The 19638-nt window shown below is 43.6% G+C and carries 13 protein-coding genes; 2 read left to right on the top strand and 11 right to left on the bottom strand.

Annotated elements, in window-relative coordinates:
* Positions 1 to 51: 51 nt before the first annotated feature.
* The gene (locus RB604_RS20020; protein ID WP_005929509.1) at positions 52 to 1071 is read left to right on the top strand and encodes an electron transfer flavoprotein subunit alpha/FixB family protein; all 1020 of its coding nucleotides are present in this window, start codon (positions 52 to 54) and stop codon (positions 1069 to 1071) included.
* A gap of 3 nt (positions 1072 to 1074) precedes the next feature.
* Positions 1075 to 2781 carry an acyl-CoA dehydrogenase family protein gene (locus RB604_RS20025; protein WP_007481417.1) on the top strand — a complete coding sequence of 569 codons (1707 nt, stop codon included), beginning with the start codon at positions 1075 to 1077 and terminating at the stop codon, positions 2779 to 2781.
* Between the two features lie 102 nt (positions 2782 to 2883).
* Here RB604_RS20025 and RB604_RS20030 read toward each other — a convergent pair whose 3' ends face one another.
* The 11 genes from RB604_RS20030 to RB604_RS20080 form a co-directional block, all read right to left on the bottom strand.
* A complete protein-coding gene (locus RB604_RS20030) occupies positions 2884 to 3198 on the bottom strand; it encodes a chaperone modulator CbpM (protein ID WP_005929503.1) in 315 nt (104 codons plus the stop codon).
* Positions 3199 to 3214: 16 nt separating this feature from the next.
* Positions 3215 to 4153 carry a DnaJ C-terminal domain-containing protein gene (locus tag RB604_RS20035; protein WP_005929500.1) on the bottom strand — a complete coding sequence of 313 codons (939 nt, stop codon included), beginning with the start codon at positions 4151 to 4153 and terminating at the stop codon, positions 3215 to 3217.
* Between the two features lie 100 nt (positions 4154 to 4253).
* The gene (locus RB604_RS20040) at positions 4254 to 5864 is read right to left on the bottom strand and encodes a PAS domain-containing sensor histidine kinase (RefSeq protein WP_055295665.1); all 1611 of its coding nucleotides are present in this window, start codon (positions 5862 to 5864) and stop codon (positions 4254 to 4256) included.
* A gap of 184 nt (positions 5865 to 6048) precedes the next feature.
* Complete coding sequence (locus RB604_RS20045; protein WP_005929494.1) at positions 6049 to 7062, bottom strand: threonine aldolase family protein; 1014 nt, start codon at positions 7060 to 7062, stop codon at positions 6049 to 6051.
* Between the two features lie 145 nt (positions 7063 to 7207).
* Positions 7208 to 9481, bottom strand: a complete 2274-nt coding sequence (locus RB604_RS20050; protein ID WP_021935995.1) for a family 20 glycosylhydrolase — start codon at positions 9479 to 9481, stop codon at positions 7208 to 7210.
* 36 nt (positions 9482 to 9517) lie between these two features.
* Complete coding sequence (locus tag RB604_RS20055) at positions 9518 to 12091, bottom strand: glycoside hydrolase family 3 N-terminal domain-containing protein (RefSeq protein ID WP_055295663.1); 2574 nt, start codon at positions 12089 to 12091, stop codon at positions 9518 to 9520.
* A gap of 16 nt (positions 12092 to 12107) precedes the next feature.
* On the bottom strand, positions 12108 to 14294 hold the full coding sequence (locus RB604_RS20060) for an alpha-N-acetylglucosaminidase (RefSeq protein WP_055295661.1): 2187 nt from the start codon (positions 14292 to 14294) through the stop codon (positions 12108 to 12110).
* A gap of 108 nt (positions 14295 to 14402) precedes the next feature.
* Complete coding sequence (locus tag RB604_RS20065) at positions 14403 to 15236, bottom strand: endonuclease/exonuclease/phosphatase family protein (protein WP_005929482.1); 834 nt, start codon at positions 15234 to 15236, stop codon at positions 14403 to 14405.
* A 30-nt stretch (positions 15237 to 15266) separates the two neighbouring features.
* Entirely contained in the window at positions 15267 to 16367 is a 1101-nt protein-coding gene (locus RB604_RS20070) for an endonuclease/exonuclease/phosphatase family protein (protein ID WP_005929479.1), read from the bottom strand.
* A gap of 78 nt (positions 16368 to 16445) precedes the next feature.
* The gene (locus RB604_RS20075) at positions 16446 to 17741 is read right to left on the bottom strand and encodes a T9SS type A sorting domain-containing protein (protein WP_055295659.1); all 1296 of its coding nucleotides are present in this window, start codon (positions 17739 to 17741) and stop codon (positions 16446 to 16448) included.
* A 70-nt stretch (positions 17742 to 17811) separates the two neighbouring features.
* On the bottom strand, positions 17812 to 19626 hold the full coding sequence (locus RB604_RS20080; RefSeq protein ID WP_055295657.1) for a RagB/SusD family nutrient uptake outer membrane protein: 1815 nt from the start codon (positions 19624 to 19626) through the stop codon (positions 17812 to 17814).
* Positions 19627 to 19638: the final 12 nt, after the last annotated feature.

Consider the following 19638-nt stretch of genomic DNA (forward strand, 5'->3'; position numbering starts at 1 on the left):
AAGTGTTTTTACTACTTGCTGCTATATTCCAACTACTAACTACTTAAAAATATGAATAACTTATTTGTATATTGCGAAATAGAAGAAGGTATCATCGCGGATGTAAGCCTCGAACTTCTGACCAAAGGCCGCTCGTTAGCTAACGAACTGAACTGCGCACTCGAAGCCGTAGTTGTGGGAAGCGGTCTCAAAGACATTGAAAAACAAATCCTGCCGTATGGCGTAGACAAACTCCACGTATTCGACGGTGAAGGACTTTACCCTTATACTTCTCTTCCACACACTTCCGTCCTCGTAAATCTGTTTAAAGAAGAACAACCGCAAATCTGCCTGATGGGTGCTACCGTTATCGGTCGCGACCTCGGACCACGCGTATCTTCCGCACTGACCAGTGGTTTGACAGCCGACTGTACTTCACTCGAAATCGGTGACCATGAAGACAAAAAAGCAGGAAAAGTTTATAAGAACCTGTTATATCAGATCCGTCCGGCTTTCGGCGGTAACATCGTTGCTACGATTGTGAATCCGGAACACCGTCCGCAAATGGCGACTGTCCGCGAAGGTGTGATGAAAAAAGCAATCCTTTCTGCCGATTATAAGGGAGAAGTGATCCGTCATGATGTGAAGAAATATGTAGCCGATACGGACTATGTAGTGAAAGTAATCGAACGTCACGTAGAAAAGGCAAAGAACAATTTGAAAGGTTCGCCGATCATCATTGCCGGTGGCTACGGAGTAGGATCCAAAGAAAATTTCGACTTGTTGTTCGAACTCGCCAAAGTGCTGAATGCCGAAGTAGGTGCCAGCCGTGCCGCAGTGGATGCCGGTTTCATCGACCATGACCGGCAGATCGGTCAGACCGGTGTTACGGTTCGTCCGAAACTGTATATCGCTTGCGGTATCTCAGGACAAATCCAGCACATCGCCGGTATGCAGGAAAGTGGTATTATCATCTCCATCAACAGCGATCCCGAAGCACCGATCAATACGATTGCGGATTACGTAATCAACGGAAGCATCGAAGAAGTCGTGCCGAAGATGATCAAGTATTATAAACAAAATAGTAAGTAAGAAATGGCTAACTTTTATTTAGATACGCCGGAACTCAAGCATCACTTGAGCCATCCGCTGATGAAGAGAATCGTTGAGCTGAAAGAGCGCAACTATGCAGATAAAGATAACTTCGACTACGCTCCGGTAGATTTTGAAGATGCAATGGACAGCTACAACAAAGTGTTGGAAATTGTAGGTGAAATATGTGGCGACATCATCGCTCCCAATGCCGAAGGCGTTGATCACGAAGGACCGGTATGTGCCAATAACCGTGTGACCTATGCCAGCGGTACTGCTGCCAATCTGGAAGCCTGCCGCAAAGCCGGTTTGATGGGTATGGCTATGCCACGCCGTTTCGGCGGCCTGAACTTCCCGATCACTCCGTACATCATGGCTGCCGACATCGTAAGCCGCAGTGATGCCGGATTCGAGAACCTTTGGGGATTGCAGGATTGTGCAGAAACAATTTATGAATTCGCAAACGAAGATCAGAAGAAACGCTACATCACCCGTGTGTGCCAAGGTGAAACCATGTCTATGGACTTGACCGAACCGGATGCCGGTTCCGATCTTCAGGCTGTCATGCTGAAAGCTACCTACAGTGAGAAAGACCAATGCTGGTATCTGAACGGTGTGAAACGTTTTATCACGAACGGTGACTCTGATATCCACCTCGTACTGGCACGCTCGGAAGAGGGAACTCATGACGGCCGTGGCTTGTCCATGTTCATTTATGACAAACGTAACGGTGGTGTTAGCGTTCGCCGTATCGAAAACAAAATGGGTATCAAGGGCTCTCCTACTTGCGAACTCGTATATAAGAATGCCAAAGCAGAGCTTTGCGGTGACCGGAAATTAGGACTTATCAAATATGTAATGGCCCTGATGAACGGTGCCCGTCTGGGCATCGCAGCACAGTCGGTAGGTATCCTGCAGGCCACTTATAATGAAGCATTGGCCTATGCAAAAGATCGTAAACAGTTTGGAAAAGCAATCATCGAGTTCCCGGCCGTAGCCGAAATCCTGTCTTTGATGAAAGCCAAACTGGATGCTACGCGCGCTTTATTGTACGAGACTTCCCGCTTTGTCGACATCTACAAAGCATTGGATGATATTGCCAAAGAACGTAAACTGACTCCGGAAGAACGTGCCGAACAAAAGACCTTTGCCAAACTGGCAGACAGCTTTACCCCATTAGCTAAAGGTATGGGTAGCGAATTTGCCAATCAGAATGCTTACGACTGTATTCAGATACACGGTGGTTCCGGTTTTATGAAAGACTATGCCTGCGAACGTATCTACCGGGATGCACGTATCACTTCTATCTACGAAGGAACTACCCAGTTGCAGGTAGTAGCAGCAATCCGCTACGTAACGACCGGTGCTTACCTCAACCGCATCAAAGAATATGAAAATGCAATAGTAGCTCCGGAGATGGAAGGCTTGCACAATCGCCTGAAGAGTATGGCGAGCAAATATGCAGCTTGTGTAGCGCAAGTTACAGAAGCCAAAGATCAGGAATTACTCGATTTCTGTGCACGCCGCCTTGTAGAAATGGCTGCTTACACCATCATGGGACACTTGATGGTACAGGATGCTTCTAAAAACGCAGAACTGTTCGGTACATCTGCACAAGTATTTGTCCGTTATGCCGAAAGTGAAGTAGAAAAGCATATCAACTTTATCCGTAAATTCGATAAAGACGATCTGGCTTACTACAGAAAATAAGCGGTAAACCGATATTATCCAATATAAAAATGCCCGGCCTCATCAACAAGCCGGGCATTTTTCATATTAAATAGGTAATCATTCCGCCTTTCCTGTTTCTTTTCACCATTCCGTTTCTTCCAGCTCATGCTTTCTATAAACAAGAAGCTGGTTACGGAGCGAGTTCATTTCCCGACGCATCCCCTCCATTCTCTCCAGAAGATGATGGATAGCATCGATACCTTCCATATTGATAGATAAATCGTAATACATCCGGCTGTAGCGTTCCACCTCCGGAAGTTGCGACACAAGCAGATAATGTTCATCTCCTTCGGTCCGGATTTCAATCAACCCTTCTTCTTGCAACAAATCAATAAACGAGGGCTCGATTTGACACTTGTGACAATATTCACTGACTATAATTAATTCGGTCTGCATAGTGCTGATTCTTTTTTTAGTTCATACTCTGTAATTCCCGGAACAACTCTTTCTGCCTATCTGTCAGATTAGTAGGCGTTTTGACATTATAAGTCACAATTAAATCGCCAAATTGTCCTTCTTTCTTATAGACAGGAAAACCTTTTCCTTTCAACCGTACTTTCGTACCGTTCTGCGTTTCCGGTTTTACTTTCAGTTTCACTTTGCCATTCAACGTATCTACCTCCTGTTCACCTCCCAATACGGCCGTATAAAGATTCAACGAAACATCGATATAAAGGTCGTCACCCAGACGTTTGAACACAGGATCTTCCGGAATCACAAACGTGATGTATAAGTCTCCTGCAGGACCTCCGTTGATACCTTCGCCACCGTAACCTTTTAATTTGATCACCTGTCCATTGGCTACACCTGCCGGAATGGTAATGCGGACGTTCTTCCCATTCACTGTCAACACCTGTTTATGGGTCTCGGCAGCATCACGAAGAGACAAATGCAGTTCTGCGTTAAAGTCCTGTCCACGGAAACCGGCACTGCTACGCCCTCCTCTGGCACGCCCTCCAAACATGGATTCAAAGAAATCAGAAAATCCTTCACCACCTGATCCGGAAAAGCCTTGCCCGTCGGACGAATACCAATATCCGTTCTCATCACCTCCTCCGAAACCGGAGAATCCACCGCCGGCACCTGCTTGCTGCCGCGCCCGCTTCTGCGCTTCAAACTCATCGGCATGCTTCCAATGCTCACCGTATTCATCGTACTTCTTACGTTTTTCCGGATCGCTCAACACTTCATTAGCCTCGTTTATCTCCTGAAACTTATCCTTTGCGCTCGGGTCGTTCGGATTTAAATCCGGGTGATACTTACGGGCCAACTTACGAAAAGCCTTCTTTATATCATCTTGAGAAGCACTTTTGTCAACTCCTAAAATTTTGTAATAATCTATATAGGCCATGCTTTTATATTTTAAACGTTTCACTACTATAAACGTTCACAAATAACACGCCAACATAGTATTTAGGTTCAATTTTTAAGAAATCTTCATACTCCCATTCCTAAAGCAAAGCCACCGGCATCCGAAACCAAAAACAGGAACCTTTGCCCTCTTCCGACTCGGCACCGATCGTTCCTCCCAAACGCTCTACAATGACACGACAAATAGCCAGCCCCAATCCGGTGCCCTTCACAAAAGTATTCAGCTTCACAAACCGTTCAAACACCTGTTCTATTTTATCAGCAGCAATACCAATGCCGGTGTCTTTACAAAAAAAGTATATCTCATCTTTTATTTCATCCAACCGATAGCCTATAGATATGGTTCCCCGTTCGGTAAACTTCATGGAATTGCTAATAAAATTAATCATCACTTGTGACAGACGAAGACGATCCGTCATTATTGTACACTCCGGTACTCTTTCCGTAAACACAATCTTCACATCTGCCGAGTGCTCTTTTTGATTCATCTGCTGACAAATAGAGTCTAACAGTTGATTTACATCAGTCGTGGAATAAGAAAAGTCCATAGTACCCGCCTCGATCTTCGACAAATCGAGAATATCATCTATCAGTTGCAAGAGCAGTTCGTTATTCACTGCAATTATCTTCATGTATTCCTGCTTCTCCTCCGGATCATCTATTTGGGAAATCATATCGGAAAACCCCACAATCGCATTCAGAGGGGTACGGATTTCATGACTCATATTGGCAAGGAAAGCAGACTTCAGCCGATTCGATTCTTCTGCTTTCTCCTTGGCTTCCCGCAACGCCTGGTCAAGCTTTAATTTCTCCGTAATATCTTCAAACCGTAACAAACCGCCTATCACCTCCTTATTATCATCAGCATACACAGGAGTGCCCGTTACCTCAAAATCAACACCCTCCACCCGTACGGTGTGGCGCACAATTCTTTTCTGCTCGATCGCTTCTTTGAAAGCACAATGTTCACAAGGTTGGTCTCGCAAAGCACTGGTCCGATAACAGATCATTCCGGGGGTGTAATGCCGTCCGGAAACCAGATTTTTCAGATGCGTCGTCTCTTCCCATTGTACCCTATAATCTTTATCAATATAAATCAATCCGAAATCAATACTCTTCAATGCCAAGTTCTGTTTTTTAATGGCACTTTCCAACTGGTTTTTGGCAATCAGCAACTCTCTTTCATATCTTTTTAACTGACTGATTTCCCATCGGGTTACCAACAACCACTTACCGGACACCCCACGGGAAAATATGGATTTCATCACAATCGTATCATGATCGACTCCATCGGTAGTGACATAGTGTTCCTCTGCACGATAAGGCTTACCTATTTTGACCAAATCTTCATCAACAGCCCGGTAATACCGTCCCCGCTCCTTGCCGTAGATGTCATAATCACTACGTCCGACAGCATCTTCACACTTAATGCCCGACTGTAACTCGGATTCTTTGTTCCAATAAGCATATTTGAATCCATTTTCAATATCCTTTACCATCACAGGAAAGGGAAGATTATCGAGTATGTCAAACAGAAAACGGTGATAATCCCGTTCTTTTACCCCCTTACTTCGCAACTCATGAAGTTTATACAATAAACATACGATTACTACCCCCATTAGAACCAGCAATCCATAAAGCCATAAATGAGTCATCACAGCCTCATTCCCCAAAGATACATTGTGAGTCATAAATCAATGCCGTATTTATGCGGTAAATATATGCATTAAGTTCAGAATATTTTCCAAAACGTCAAGTTATATTTTCCAAGTATTTCAAAACTTAAGATTTCAATCCGAAATTAATTATCATAAAAAAAGGTTCGCACCTGTGAAAGTCCGAACCTTTATTATTTTATCCTTAAACAAAAAAATATCAGGAATTCAGCAAAAGAATAAAACGGTCGATATCATCCTCTGTCGTGTCAAATGAAGTAACCAAGCGAATCTCATTGTTCTCCTCATTCCAAAAATAGAAAAAATAAGATTCAAGCATTCTGTCTATCACAGAACGGGGCATAGTAAGAAACAGTTGATTACTTTCCACCTTTTGAGTAAAACAGACACCGGGATAATCTTTCAAAGCATCATAGAGCCTACGCGCCATACGATTGGCATGAGATGCATTTTTCAACCAAAGATCATCCGTGAGATAAGCGGTGAACTGGCAAGAGAGATAACGCATCTTCGAAGCTAATTGTGCCGACTGCTTACGGATAAACCGCGCTTCCTCTTTCAAGGCATCATCAAAGATGACCACGCACTCTCCCATCATCAGTCCATTTTTGGTACCGCCGAAACTAAGCACATCGATCCCGCAATCTACCGTCAACTCTTTCAGAGAAAGACGAAGGGCGGCACAAGCGTTGGCAATACGGGCACCATCCATATGGACACGCATCCCGTATTGATGGGCCAACAAAGTAATTGCTTTCAGCTCATCGGGAGTATACACAGTGCCTAATTCGGTACACTGGGACAGATAAACAGCTCCCGGCTGGGAATGATGTTGGTCGCCAAAGCCATGAAGATATGGACGAATCAACTCCGGAGTGAGCTTTCCGTCCGGAGTTGCCACCGGCCGGATCTGACAACCGGTCATCTTTACGGGAGAGCCGCATTCATCCACATATATATGTGCAGTCTCGGCACATAGGATAGATTGATAAGGACGCGTCATCAACTGCAAGGCAACGACATTGCTGCCCGTACCGTTAAAAACAAACAGGGGCTCACAGTCGGCCGTAAATGTTTCTCTGATTTTCCGGACAGCTCCTTCCGTCCAAGGGTCATCACCATATCCCAATGCATGATTCTGATTCGCCAAAGCCAGTGCTTCCATCACCAAAGGATGTACACCGGAATTATTATCGGATGCAAAACTTCTCATATTTTCCTTCAATTGATTTTCCTATGCAAAGGAACGGAATTCTTTTTAAAAGAAACAACCCGAAAAGAAATTTATAAAAAAAGAGAGCCGGTTTCCACATCCATATGGAATCGGCTCTCCTGTTTGTTATCCTGAATACTAAAACTTAATGAAACAAAGTTACCGGAGTTTGAAAATCTTCTCCTTTCCCGGCCATTACAAAACCTTTATTATTCCAAATACGCGGATATCCGCCAATATTATTGTTAATAAACAACAATCGGAAAGCGTGTTTGCCCTTCTCCAAAGCAAGAGATGTACGCGTGTGTGAATGACGTACCAATTTACCGTCATTACTCAATACCACTTTACCGTCTATCTGCAACTCGTCCATCTCGGTAGATACATAATAGACTCCGTCTTGAGGCACATCAAAATATCCGGTATAGCAGAATGCCCCCTTATCTTCTAAAACTGGTTTCAAATTGAAATCGTCTACTATCTTTTCATCCTTCCAAGCAGCGTTTTCCGTATCTTTCACAAAATAAAAATCACCCTCTGCATACATCAAAGACACTCCCGGTTCAGTCCTCTCTTTGTAAGACGGCCATAAGGGTTCTTTCACTACTTCTATCGTACGCACTCTGCTCATTTTGCCCGAAGAAAGAAGGGTTGCAATACGTATAGTCTGATTGCCGTCTACAACAATGGGAGCGCTGTAGCGTTTGGAATGAACCGCCGGTTCGCTTCCATCCAGTGTATATACCATCGGAAGATTGCGGCTATTCGAGAAACTAAGCGTATCCGGACCGACAATTGCCACACGATCGGCCATCGGCCCTTCGGGCAATGGAATGTGATAATGAATATGATGTTCGTCCAAGCGTACCAATTGATTATCCAGACGACGTTCAAAAGATGCATAATCTTTTCTATCGGCAGGTGTCCAGGTAAGTTCCGCTACCGCCAACAGTCTCGGATAAAGCATGTATTCCGTATGATCCGGATTGACGGCATATTCTGCCCACATATTACCCTGTGCTCCTATCACATGTGAGCGTTGTTCCGCCGGTATTTTTTCGGACGCAGGATTGTAATGATAGGTTTTGCTCAGCAAAGTCTTAAAATTAATTGTAATAGGCTCCACTTCGATATTCCCCTGCCCAAAATCCAAATACAACCATTTGGCAGGTGTCATTATCACATCGTGCCCCATGGAAGCGGCCTCGATACCACCTTCCTCCCCACGCCACGACATTACGGTCGCCGTAGGTGCCAGTCCGCCTTCAAGAATCTCATCCCAGCCTACCATGCGCTTGCCATGTGCCAACACTACTTTCTCGATCCGGTGTACAAAATAACTCTGTAACTCATGGGCATCTTTCAACTTTTCATCCCGCATGCGCTTCCGGCACTTCGGACAAGCATTCCACCTCACTTTGGGACATTCGTCTCCTCCTATATGAAAATATTTACCTGGAAATAAAGATGCGACCTCATTGATTACATCTTCCAAAAATTTAAAGGTCTGTTCATTACCTGCGCAATATACATCCTCTTCCACCCCCCACTTGTTTCTCAACTGGAAAGGACCACCGGTACATGACAATTCCGGATAAGCCGTCAGAGCGGCCAAAGCATGTCCGGGTAATTCGACTTCCGGAATGACCGTTATAAACCTTTCTGCCGCATAAGCAACCACCTCCTTAATCTGTTCCTGTGTATAAAAACCTTTGTGTATACTTCCGTCAGCATTACGACGCACTGAACCCACTTCGGTAAGGCGGGGATATTTCTTTATTTCAATCGTCCACAGATGATCATTCGTAAGATGCCAATGAAAACGGTTCAGCTTAAACATAGCCATGATATCCAACTGCTTCTTGACAAAAGCCACATCATGAAAATGCCGGCTGACATCCAGCATCATCCCGCGATAGGAATAAGCCGGTTCGTCTTCTATCTCGACACACGGCATAGCCCATACAATATTATTTATAACCTGTCCACTCTCTATCTCGGCAGGCAAAAGTTGCATCACCGTCTGCATCCCATAAAAAATTCCTTGCGGGGACTGTGACCGTACCCAAATTCCTTCAGGAAGCACGGCTAATTTATACCCTTCCTCTTTCAGGTTTAAAGTAGTATCCAAAGCCAGACGAATATAATTCCGTTCTGCTTCCTGTCCGTCAGCAAGTTGATAACCGGTAGATTGCTTTATCTTGTATTTAAAATAACCGGCAACCGCATCGAGCGTATCATTATCGATAATAAAAAGCGTGTTAGGATTTAAAACAAATTCTCCCGTCTGTTGAGTGATTCTCTCAGGTTCGGGAATTATGTGAAGACCTTCATTATAAGGTTTCACAACCATCTTCTCCCCACAAGCAAAAAACACCAAAGAAAAGAGTGGTATCAGACAAAAAGGCTTGATTCTCATATATCACAGATTTAATTAATAATTATTTTTTCAGTTTCAATTGTCACCATAGTTCATACGCACATTTACAACCTCTTGATTATCGACCGGTACTTCCAGATTCTGATATCCCTTTTTACTAAATATCAATACTTCCTTATTCCCTACATCCATCCGATAGCAGCCCCTGTCATCGCTCTTCCCAAGAAGTTCTCCCGTGCTCTTGGCATAAATATTTACCTTCCCTATCAAAGTGGCCTGTACATCCCTTACTTCTCCATGAACGGAAATCGTCTTGCTGCTCTTTAGTATTTTTTGTTCTTCTACCAAAGCGGTGGATACAAATTCACCGACGGAGACTACTTTCGATTGAAGAATATTGTCTGACGCAGCCCCCACCTGTAACTCAAACTCTCCCGGTTCAACTACCCTTTTATTTCCGGCATTTACAATATAAAGATCGTTCACTGCGACTTTCAGTTTCACCGTTTCTGTTTTTCCAGCCTCAACATCCACTTTCTTAAAATCCCGCAGTTGCTTTACAGGAGTTACCACGGTACTAACCTTATCATTCACATACAACTGCACGACCTCTTTCCCTTCTCTCTTTCCTGTATTTTTAATATCGACATCAATGTATATCGTATCATTGAGTCCATAATGTTCTTTGTCTGTCCTTAGATTCTTATATACAAAAGAAGTATAAGTCAGCCCATGACCAAAAGCCCAAAGAGCGTCCGGAGAGGAAAACACATAATCTCTTCCCGGAGATTCATAGCTTCCGGGATTTTTGTAAAAGCCCTTGTCGGAAGGAAGATAATTATAATATACCGGCAAATGTCCCGTAGTCTGAGGATAAGAAAAAGTCAGTCTTCCTGATGGAGAAATGCTTCCAAACAAAATATCCGCAATCGAATTTCCTGCTTGTTCTCCTGCATACCATTGTGTCAAAATAGCCGGAATATGTTTCTTCTCCCAAGATATGGCAAACGGTTTTCCGGTTACCAATACCAACACTACCGGCGTTCCGGTCTCATACACTTCTTTAATCAACTGCCCCTGTACTCCCGTCAGGTTCAGATCATTCAAATCAAAACCTTCACCACAGGTAGAACTTTTATAATCACGTGCAAGGGCCGCACTGGCGCTTCCACAAAACAGAATCGCCACTTCACTCTTCCGTACCGCTTCTACGGCCTCCTTTATTCCACCGGCATTCAATGAAACGAGATCGCATCCTTTCGCATAACGGACAGTAGCCTTACCGCCCAATAATCGCCTGATTCCCTCCAACGGGGTAACGCCGTCTTTGTTATTACGACTCCATGTATAATCTCCGAATTGTACCTGGTCTGCATTAGGGCCGATCACCGCAACAGACTTCAACTTATCGGCATTCAAAGGCAAAAGCCCATTCTCGTTTTTCAACAGGACAACCGATTCATCCGCTATCTCTTTCGACAACCGTATGCTTTCTGCCCCATGCATCTCACTATGAGAATACTGTTCGCCATAAGGGTCTTCGAAAAGTCCCATTTTAAACTTGGCGTACAATACCCGGCGAACAGACTCATTCAAAACCTCCTCATCCAACTTCCCCTTCTGTATCAGGCCGGCCAACAAAGGATAACAATTACTGGAAGCCTCTACATCGAGCCCGGCAGTGAAAGCCTGCATAGCCGCTTCTTCCGAATTATGCGCCACGCGATGAAGAGTCTTCAACATTTCAATGGCTCCCCAATCCGAATATACATACCCTTTAAATCCGAACTGTCCGCGCAATACCTCTGTCAATAAATAATGCGAAGCAGAATTCGGCACATGATTCCATGAATTATAAGTAGACATAACCGCCAACACAGGAGTATTACGAATCACCATCTCGAACGGTTTCAAATATACCTCATGCAAATCCCGAAGCCCACATTCTACAGAAGCCAGATTCAAACCGCTCAACGGATTACCATGAGGGCCATAATGTTTCAGCATCGGAGAAATACCGTTGTCCATATACCCTTTTACTTCGGCAATGCCAAACAACCCGCATAATACAGGATCTTCTCCGAAAGATTCTTCCACACGTCCCCACCGCAAATCTCTTACCACGTCGATGCAGGGTGCCAATACCTGATGCATTCCCTGTGCATGAAGGTCTTTCGTGATCATTGCCGCTTTCCGGTAAGCAAGTTCAGGGCGGAAAGTACTCCCCATGGCTATATTCTGAGGATAAATAGTAGATCCCTCGTGTACCGAACCATGCAATGACTCCGCAACGGTAAACACCGGTATCCCCAAACGCGTATTCTCAACCATAAATTTCTGTATCAACTGCATATTCTTCTTACAGTTAACTCCTGTCAATGGAAATCCTTCTACAAATCCCCAGCTCACACCGCCGGTAAATTTCCCGAGCTTTTCCATATCCAAGTCCTGACCATTGAATACATTCCATGAATGGATATGCCTGATTTGCGCTATTTTTTCTTCCAGAGTCATGCGTCCCAACAAATCATCCACCCTTTCCGATATCGGAAGAGAGCTTTGCCTATAAGGCAATTGCTGGGCAAATATCATTCCCGGTAAAAGTAAAAAACCGGAAAGCAATAATTTCAATCGATTTCTTTTTATCATAATGTATTTGTTCTCGTTATTTCAGATATGCCTGTTCTATTTTTTTATAATAGCGTTTATGAAGTTCTTCGACAACCGGTATCGTCCCTTCCGGATTCACTTTGGAAAGATAGGTAGAGTTTGCCAAAACCCACTTCTCTTCCATCTCTGCAAAATCCGGATAAGGAAGTTTCTTACCATACAGTAAACTGGCTTTATAGGTTACATAAGCCTCCCAACGGGGAAGATAAAAATCACTCAACAGCCCGCTCCACTCCTTATTGGCATAATCATGCAGATCCGAATCCCTGTCGGTCCATGTCGTTACCAGCCTTTTGGCATTCGTAACGAAGCGTCTTTTTTCCTCAGGAGTACAACCTGCATTTTCGGCTTCCGTCAACCAAGTGCCAAGCATAAATTCCTTGCGGGTGGACAGCAGGCGGTCTTCATCCTTTATGACATCCAGAAATTCAGTGCTATATTTCATAAAGCCATTCTTATTCTTTTGATGAAATGCCTCTACCATTTCTTTATGCAGATACTTGGCATAATCGGATAGAACCTGCCGGGTGACATCGACAAGATCATATTCATAGGTATCGCAATGGTTAAATCGGTTTCTCGACTGATACAAAAACTCCCATGCCTCTACCATCTTTACAGGTTCGTAAAATATCCTGGCATTGCCCCACGTAGACACATGATCGATCGTATCTGCAGGACGGGCGCAAATATAAGATTCTACCGGTCCGCCCAACTCATTATGGCATTCATAGACGGTTTCGGATAATATTTTCCACGCTTTATCACAGTTCGTATCTTCCATGCCATACCTATAATAAGTATAATTGGTCAACCACTGGGGAATCTGGATACTATCCGTTCTCCATGCCATATCATACACCATATCATAAACTACCGGAACCGTTCCGATACCCTCAGGAGCAGTCCCTATACCGCAAATATTTCTCCCCATCGGATGTTCTTTTGCAAAGACGGCTCCCGAAGCATAACTGCTCATTTTTCCATGCAGCCCGGTTTTTCCTCCGAAGTTAGGTAAAGCGCACCATATCCACCGGTGATCCTGATGCCCTTCCGGCTTATGAAACATGGAAGTAGTGACTCCTCCCCACTGGGGACGTTCGCAGGCCATCAGATCCAATATGATTGTCTCACCGGGATTCAACCCGTCCATCAAGTCTTTTACCGGGTTATGCTGCCATCCCTGTAAGACCCAGACCGCTTTCGGGTTTACTTTCCGCATGGCCTGCAATATTTTCTGCGCGGCAAGTTTTACATGAATGCCTTCCGAAGTGCCACCCTCATGAAAAGGATCACCGCCAAAAAATTCCGCATCTCCAAATAATTTTTTCTGTTCTTCGTAATAAATAGCTGCCACTCTATCAAAAAGCGGGTCTGTCGGATCTAAAAAGGCCGGACGCTGATAAGCTTGCCACGTCCCCTGTTCTTTGATACGGGCATCGGGATATTTCTTTTTCAAAACATTGGGAACCATTCCATAAAATCCTTGAAATACCGGTTTCATCCCTAACTCCCTCATCCGCTTCAACATTTTCTGTTGCAGGTCCGTCTGTCTTGCAATAAATTCCGGACTCACGGGCCCGCCGAATCCTTCCAGATTTCCCATGAGCCACCATGCTTCATAGCCTGCTCCCGGAAGGAACGCAGCTATATCCGTTTCACTGAAATTCAATCTTCTAAGCGTATTCTGCCATACGGCATATTCTCCGTACACAGCCATCAAGGGCATGTTGATCCCTTGAAGAGCCATCCGGTCAATCTCTGCCTCCCACCGTTCCCAATCCCAGAAAGCCATGGAATAGCTATAAGTACAATAATTCAAATAATAGCGGTAAGGAAAAGAAGCGTCAATCCTGATCTTTTCTTTCACCGGAGGCAACGGCTCCGGCAAGTCGGACAAATTATTACCGCACCACGAAACAGAACGGTGACAGTAGTTCCTAAGATAATGATTCAGCCCACGTGCCATCGAGACGCCATTATTCCCTCTGATGATAATCTTATCTTCTGTAGTCTGCTCCAACTCAAAAAAATCAGAATCGGAAGAGAGCTGTTCAAAGACAAAAGAGGAGTTATTCGCCGGTAACAGACGTTCAGCCAACCCATATACCGGCTGGTCGGGTTTAGAAATCGAACATCCACAAAACAGGATGGATGTGAAGAATAATAGTACTTTCCGCATTAGAACATTTTTTATGAATTCAATCCCAATAATCTTTTTACAGTATGTCTCTTACGAGAGAGAGAAATTCGCAAGGGGGAAGAGACCATGCTATAAGAAATCAAACATTTATAATTTTACGTCAACAAAAACCGGATAATGATCCGAAACTGCACTTGTATCTACTTTTTTACCATCAATGGAAAGGCTGCGCACTATGTATGACTGGCCAACCTTAACCTTCGAAGCCTTTTTATTATCAAGTAAAAGTACATAATCGATCAAAGCTCCGCCATCCGTTCTTCCCGGAATGGAGTTACCGATCGTATCACTTATGATTTTAAACTGTTTCATCCACACAGGAAATGATATTCCGCCTTTGGGCCAACGATGAGAATCATTCAAATCACCGGCAAGAAAAACCGGTTTTGTTTCGTCTTTCACTAAATCACATACGGTTACAGCCCCTTCTTTACGCTTTTCATCATTAAGGTCGGAATGAGTACCGATAAAAACAAAATTCTTGAATTTTATTTTCACGGCAACCCTGGCCTCATCTCCCGGCAAAGGAATTACTTCAATGTTTTTGACAGACCGCTTTTTCCTGACCAGCACTCCACAGCCTATACTGCCATGATCGAATGAGGCAGCATTTCCATACACCGGTGTATATTCACTTCCTGTCGCATCTGCAATATCTTTCAACAGGTACCGCCCTCCCCGATGCAACGAAGCGCTATCGAGCTCCTGCAATGCTACAATATCGGCATCCAGAGCTTTAATTATCCGGGCCAGATTATGTACATTTTCTTCCGATATCGTTCCCGGGTCTGCGGCTCCCTTACAATAGTGCGTATTATAAGTTAACAAACGTATGGTACCTCTTTTCTTTTCATATTCCTGAGCAACCACACCAAAACAAAGGAATGACATTACAAATGTAAAAAATATTTTTTGAAACATGACCGTCGTTAGTTGTTTATTATCACTTGGTTATTCTTTTATCACTTTCCTCACCAAAGATTTACCGGCAGAAAATCCTTTTACGATATACACGCCTTTTGATAATCCGGATACATCCACTGCTGTTACATTTTCTCCTTTCATGCCCGCCATCTTCTGTCCGGTCAGTGCATACACGTCTATCTGCTCTAACGGCATCTCTCCCTGTATGCAGAATCTCTCTCTGACGCCATCAAAATAAACATTAAAATCCGGTTCTCCTTCTACATTTTCAATCGACGTAGAACCCGGAAGCCTGATATCGACAAATACAGGATAATGATCCGACACATTCTGCAGATTGACGATAGCGCCGTTGATCTCTATGGATCTCACTATATGTGTCTGTACCACTTCAATCCTCGAATTATTATAGTCATGGAAAAGGACATAGTCGATAAGCCCCTGGTCAGCGCCTTCTTCACCGTGCGGGCCGTTCCATACCGTATTACCTTTCGTATCACTGGCTATCGTAAACTTTTCCATATACACGGGAAAAGCAATACCGCCATTTCCCCAACGGTGGCAATCATTCAAATCACCAGCCAGAAAAACTGGTTTACGAATATAATCCAGTTCGTTATTGATTATATTCGCCCCTTGTATCCGCTTTGTGTCATTAAGGTCACCATGAACACTTATGAAAACAAACTTATCCAAATCGGTTCTCACCGCTATGCGTGGCTCGTCGCCGGGCAAAGCGATCTTTTTTATTTTACTTATGGGATAAATCGTTTTTATAAGACTTCCGCAACCGACACTCCCACCGTCCCACTTGAGCGCACTGCCGTACACGGGTGTGTAATTCAGTCCGGTCGCTTTGCCTATTTGCTCCAGTAAATAGCGTTTTCCCCTGCTATTTGCCGCACTGTCAAGTTCCTGCAACGAAACCACATCGGCATCCAATGTTTTAATGACCGAAGCCAACAGTCTCGTATTGGCATCATTAATACTGCCGGGATCAGTCCCGCCTTTACAATAATGAGTATTATAAGTTAAAATCCTTATTACATTCCCCTCTTTAGGGTATGTCTGAGCCGCCAATTCCAGACATAAACATAAGAATCCCCAAAAGATTATATATTTTCTCATAACACATTTTCGTTTTTCAATAGCCAACAGGAAGCATAATTCCTGCCGGCCATTAAACAATGAATACTTGAAAAGTAATTACTTCTTTATTATTTTGACAATATCCTCGCTTGTTGAAGTGGTTACCTTTACAAAATACAGTCCCGGAGTCAAATCAGACACATTGACTATTGTCTGAGAACCGTTTGCTCTCTTCACACAAGCGCCGGTAGTTGAGTAAACATCGATGCTTCGAACATCCGAAGCAACAACAGAAAGTTCATTCACAACAGGGTTCGGGCCGACTTTTATCTTCACACTTTCCGTTTTATTCACACCTGTAGAATAGCTGTCCACCACCTTCACCCAGACTGTATTCAAAGCTAATGCCGGATAGGCAGCATTCTGCATTTCACAACGATATACTTTTCCCACACACTCGCTTCCAAAACAAAACCAACCGGTAGCATCGGCGGAGGTCGGGGTTATTACATCGCCATCTTCATTCTTCCAGGTATAAGCCGTCAGCTTGCCCTGCACATCGTATTCTGCCGACAGATCGATATCCTCATCCACTTCTATCTCATATTCTCCCTCGTCATTTTTCAAACCTATAGGAAGGCCGCCCAACGTATTCCACTGAGATTTATAACCGCTACCCAATACTTTTCCTGTAGCCGGATGCAAAGGCAATGTGGAATATGTGAAACAGTTGTCCTCCAGATTTAATAGCCAGTCCAGGAATTCTGTTTGCCGACAATCATTGCAGACGAAAGCTGTCTCATCTGACAGAATATTCCTATACCCGGCAAGTTGACGGCACTTTCCGGTAGAACCGCTCAAATCAATTTGCTTCACAAAAGGATTACGTCTGATATGAAGATAACAATCATTCTCTGCATTGGTCATTGCTATTTTTACTGTATCCATTTGGGTATTCGAAACGTGTACGGTTGTCGCCTTGAAATCTCTCAGAACCAACTTTCCTTTTAAATTCTCAACAACCGGTAAAACCGGATACCACTTATTGTCTCCCTCCGTATTTGTCCAGGACAAGCTGCTGGTTTTACCATTAAAAGGAGCCGCAGCATTAACACATACCCCAAACAGCGTTTCGGCATATGTAGCCGAATAGGTATGCCATATTTTGCCTTCCGCATTCTTCCAGGTATTCATATCATTCCATGAGAAACCGTCTCTATGAATATCTATTCCCATAACTTCGGCGTTACATTTTCCCTCAATAGCCGAAGGTTGCTTGAAGAACGCCGCATAATCCGCCGTTTCATCCGCGTTGAAATTCCAGTTTTGTTCTTGTGCGAAACCTAAAGTACTTGCAAATGCGAGTACTGCAATAGCAAATACTCTCTTTCCGATCAAAGTAATACTTTTCATAAGTTCAAATAATTAAGTGTTAAACATTTGTAAGATATTTATAGCAGGGGCATCAATAGCCCCCTTTATTTCAGAAGTCAAGCCCGTCTTCCCAATTTGGATTCTGAGTAATATTTCCATTGGTCAATACCCGTTCTTGAACAGGTATGGGATACAGATAATCTCTGTCCTCTCTCCACACTCGAGGTTCGTCTTTCACATCATGAACGATGATATTTCCTTTCAGTCCGTCTGTGAAGCGGAATTCATCTCCTAACTTATAGAACTTCCGGATATTTTTAACAAGTGTTCCCGTAGGTTTCTTTCCTGTATAAATACAGATATCCACTTTATCCTTATCACGCAGTGTCCCGTCATTCATATCAAACACACCAAACCGATTGTCACCCTCGCCATGTTCTAATCCGGGGAAATACATTCCTAAATAAGGTTGTTCAAATATTTTCCCCTCTTTCCATCTCATGACATCATAATACCTGAAACCCTCAAGAATCAACTCCACAGTACGTTCACGGCGAATTTCAAGAATAACCCCTTTATTAACACCTGTTACATTAGCATATCCGGTTTCTATATTACTCAAATAAGGATCCGGATTCGCATTGGCTTCCGCCATATTGATGTTAGGCATTCCTACACGATCACGAATTTTCTTAATTGAAATATCCAGATCACTTTGTGTTAAGGTTCCACGCTCGGCTTTTGCTTCGGCAAAGTTCAGATAAACCTCGGCAGCTCTAAACAAAATATAATCATTGGAAGATCCCATATAGCCGTCTCCACTGGCATCTGTCACCCATTTTATGATCTGGTATCCAGTAGTAGACGAGCTAAAATTGGGAGATTCGACCGTAGTACTGTTAATACGCGTGTAGCCCGGTCCTACTACCGTCTGCGTCAGACGAGGGTCACGATTTTGCATTTCATCATAATACTGCATAGTCTGATACCCTTCTTTATCAGTAAACCGGCTTCCATCGGTCATCAAATAACTGTTGACAACTTTCTTATTCATACCGGGACGTCCATACGTAGGCCCCATCGTATTATAATTGGCTTCATGCATAACCGCCTTTCCCTTGTCATAGTCTCTTGCCAGAATGACTTCCTGAGAAATCGCATCCATGGAAGAGAACAGGTCACGATAAGGTTTCTCACCATCTTTATAAATAGAGTAAGGGCTGTTTGTTATAAAGTCTTCTGAAACAGAAATACATTTATCCAGATAGGTTTCATAACCCGCTATGCCATGATATTTCCGAAATGTACCCTCAAAAAGACAGATCCTCGATTTCAGTGCCATTGCCGTCCATTTGGTCACCCGGTAGAGTTCCGCCGCATCAGAAATATGCTTGATTGCATAATCTATATCTTCAATGATTTTTCCCATAACAAACTCTCTGGTATCCCGGGGCTTCATCAAATCTTCATCATTCGATGCCATCGCTTTATCGTACCAGGGAACATCACCGAATCGCTTTACTTTCTCAAAATAAAAGTACGCTCTGAAAAAACGTGCAATACCGTCATACTGTTCCCGAACAGTCGTATTGGAGCAACGTTGAGAATGTTCCAGATAAAAATTTATATTACGCAAATATCCCCAATCCCATCCGCCACCGGTAGTAGGGATCGTTCGTGAACCGATGATCGCTTCCGGCAAAGTAAACACGCACACAATATCATCGCTCTCCCCATAACCGGAAGAAGCACCCGGAAACATTCCATAAAAATTATTCGTCGCACTCTTTAACTCCATTTCATTATTATAATAAGTTTCCGGAGCCAGAGAGTCAAGTGGAAATCTATCTAACATATCAGCGCAACTTGTTGTACCCAACAATAACATTGCTACATATATATATTTAACTCTTTTCATTTTCATACTTACTGAAGG

The sequence above is a fragment of the Bacteroides salyersiae genome (assembly GCF_031172035.1).
Classification (GTDB): domain Bacteria; phylum Bacteroidota; class Bacteroidia; order Bacteroidales; family Bacteroidaceae; genus Bacteroides; species Bacteroides salyersiae.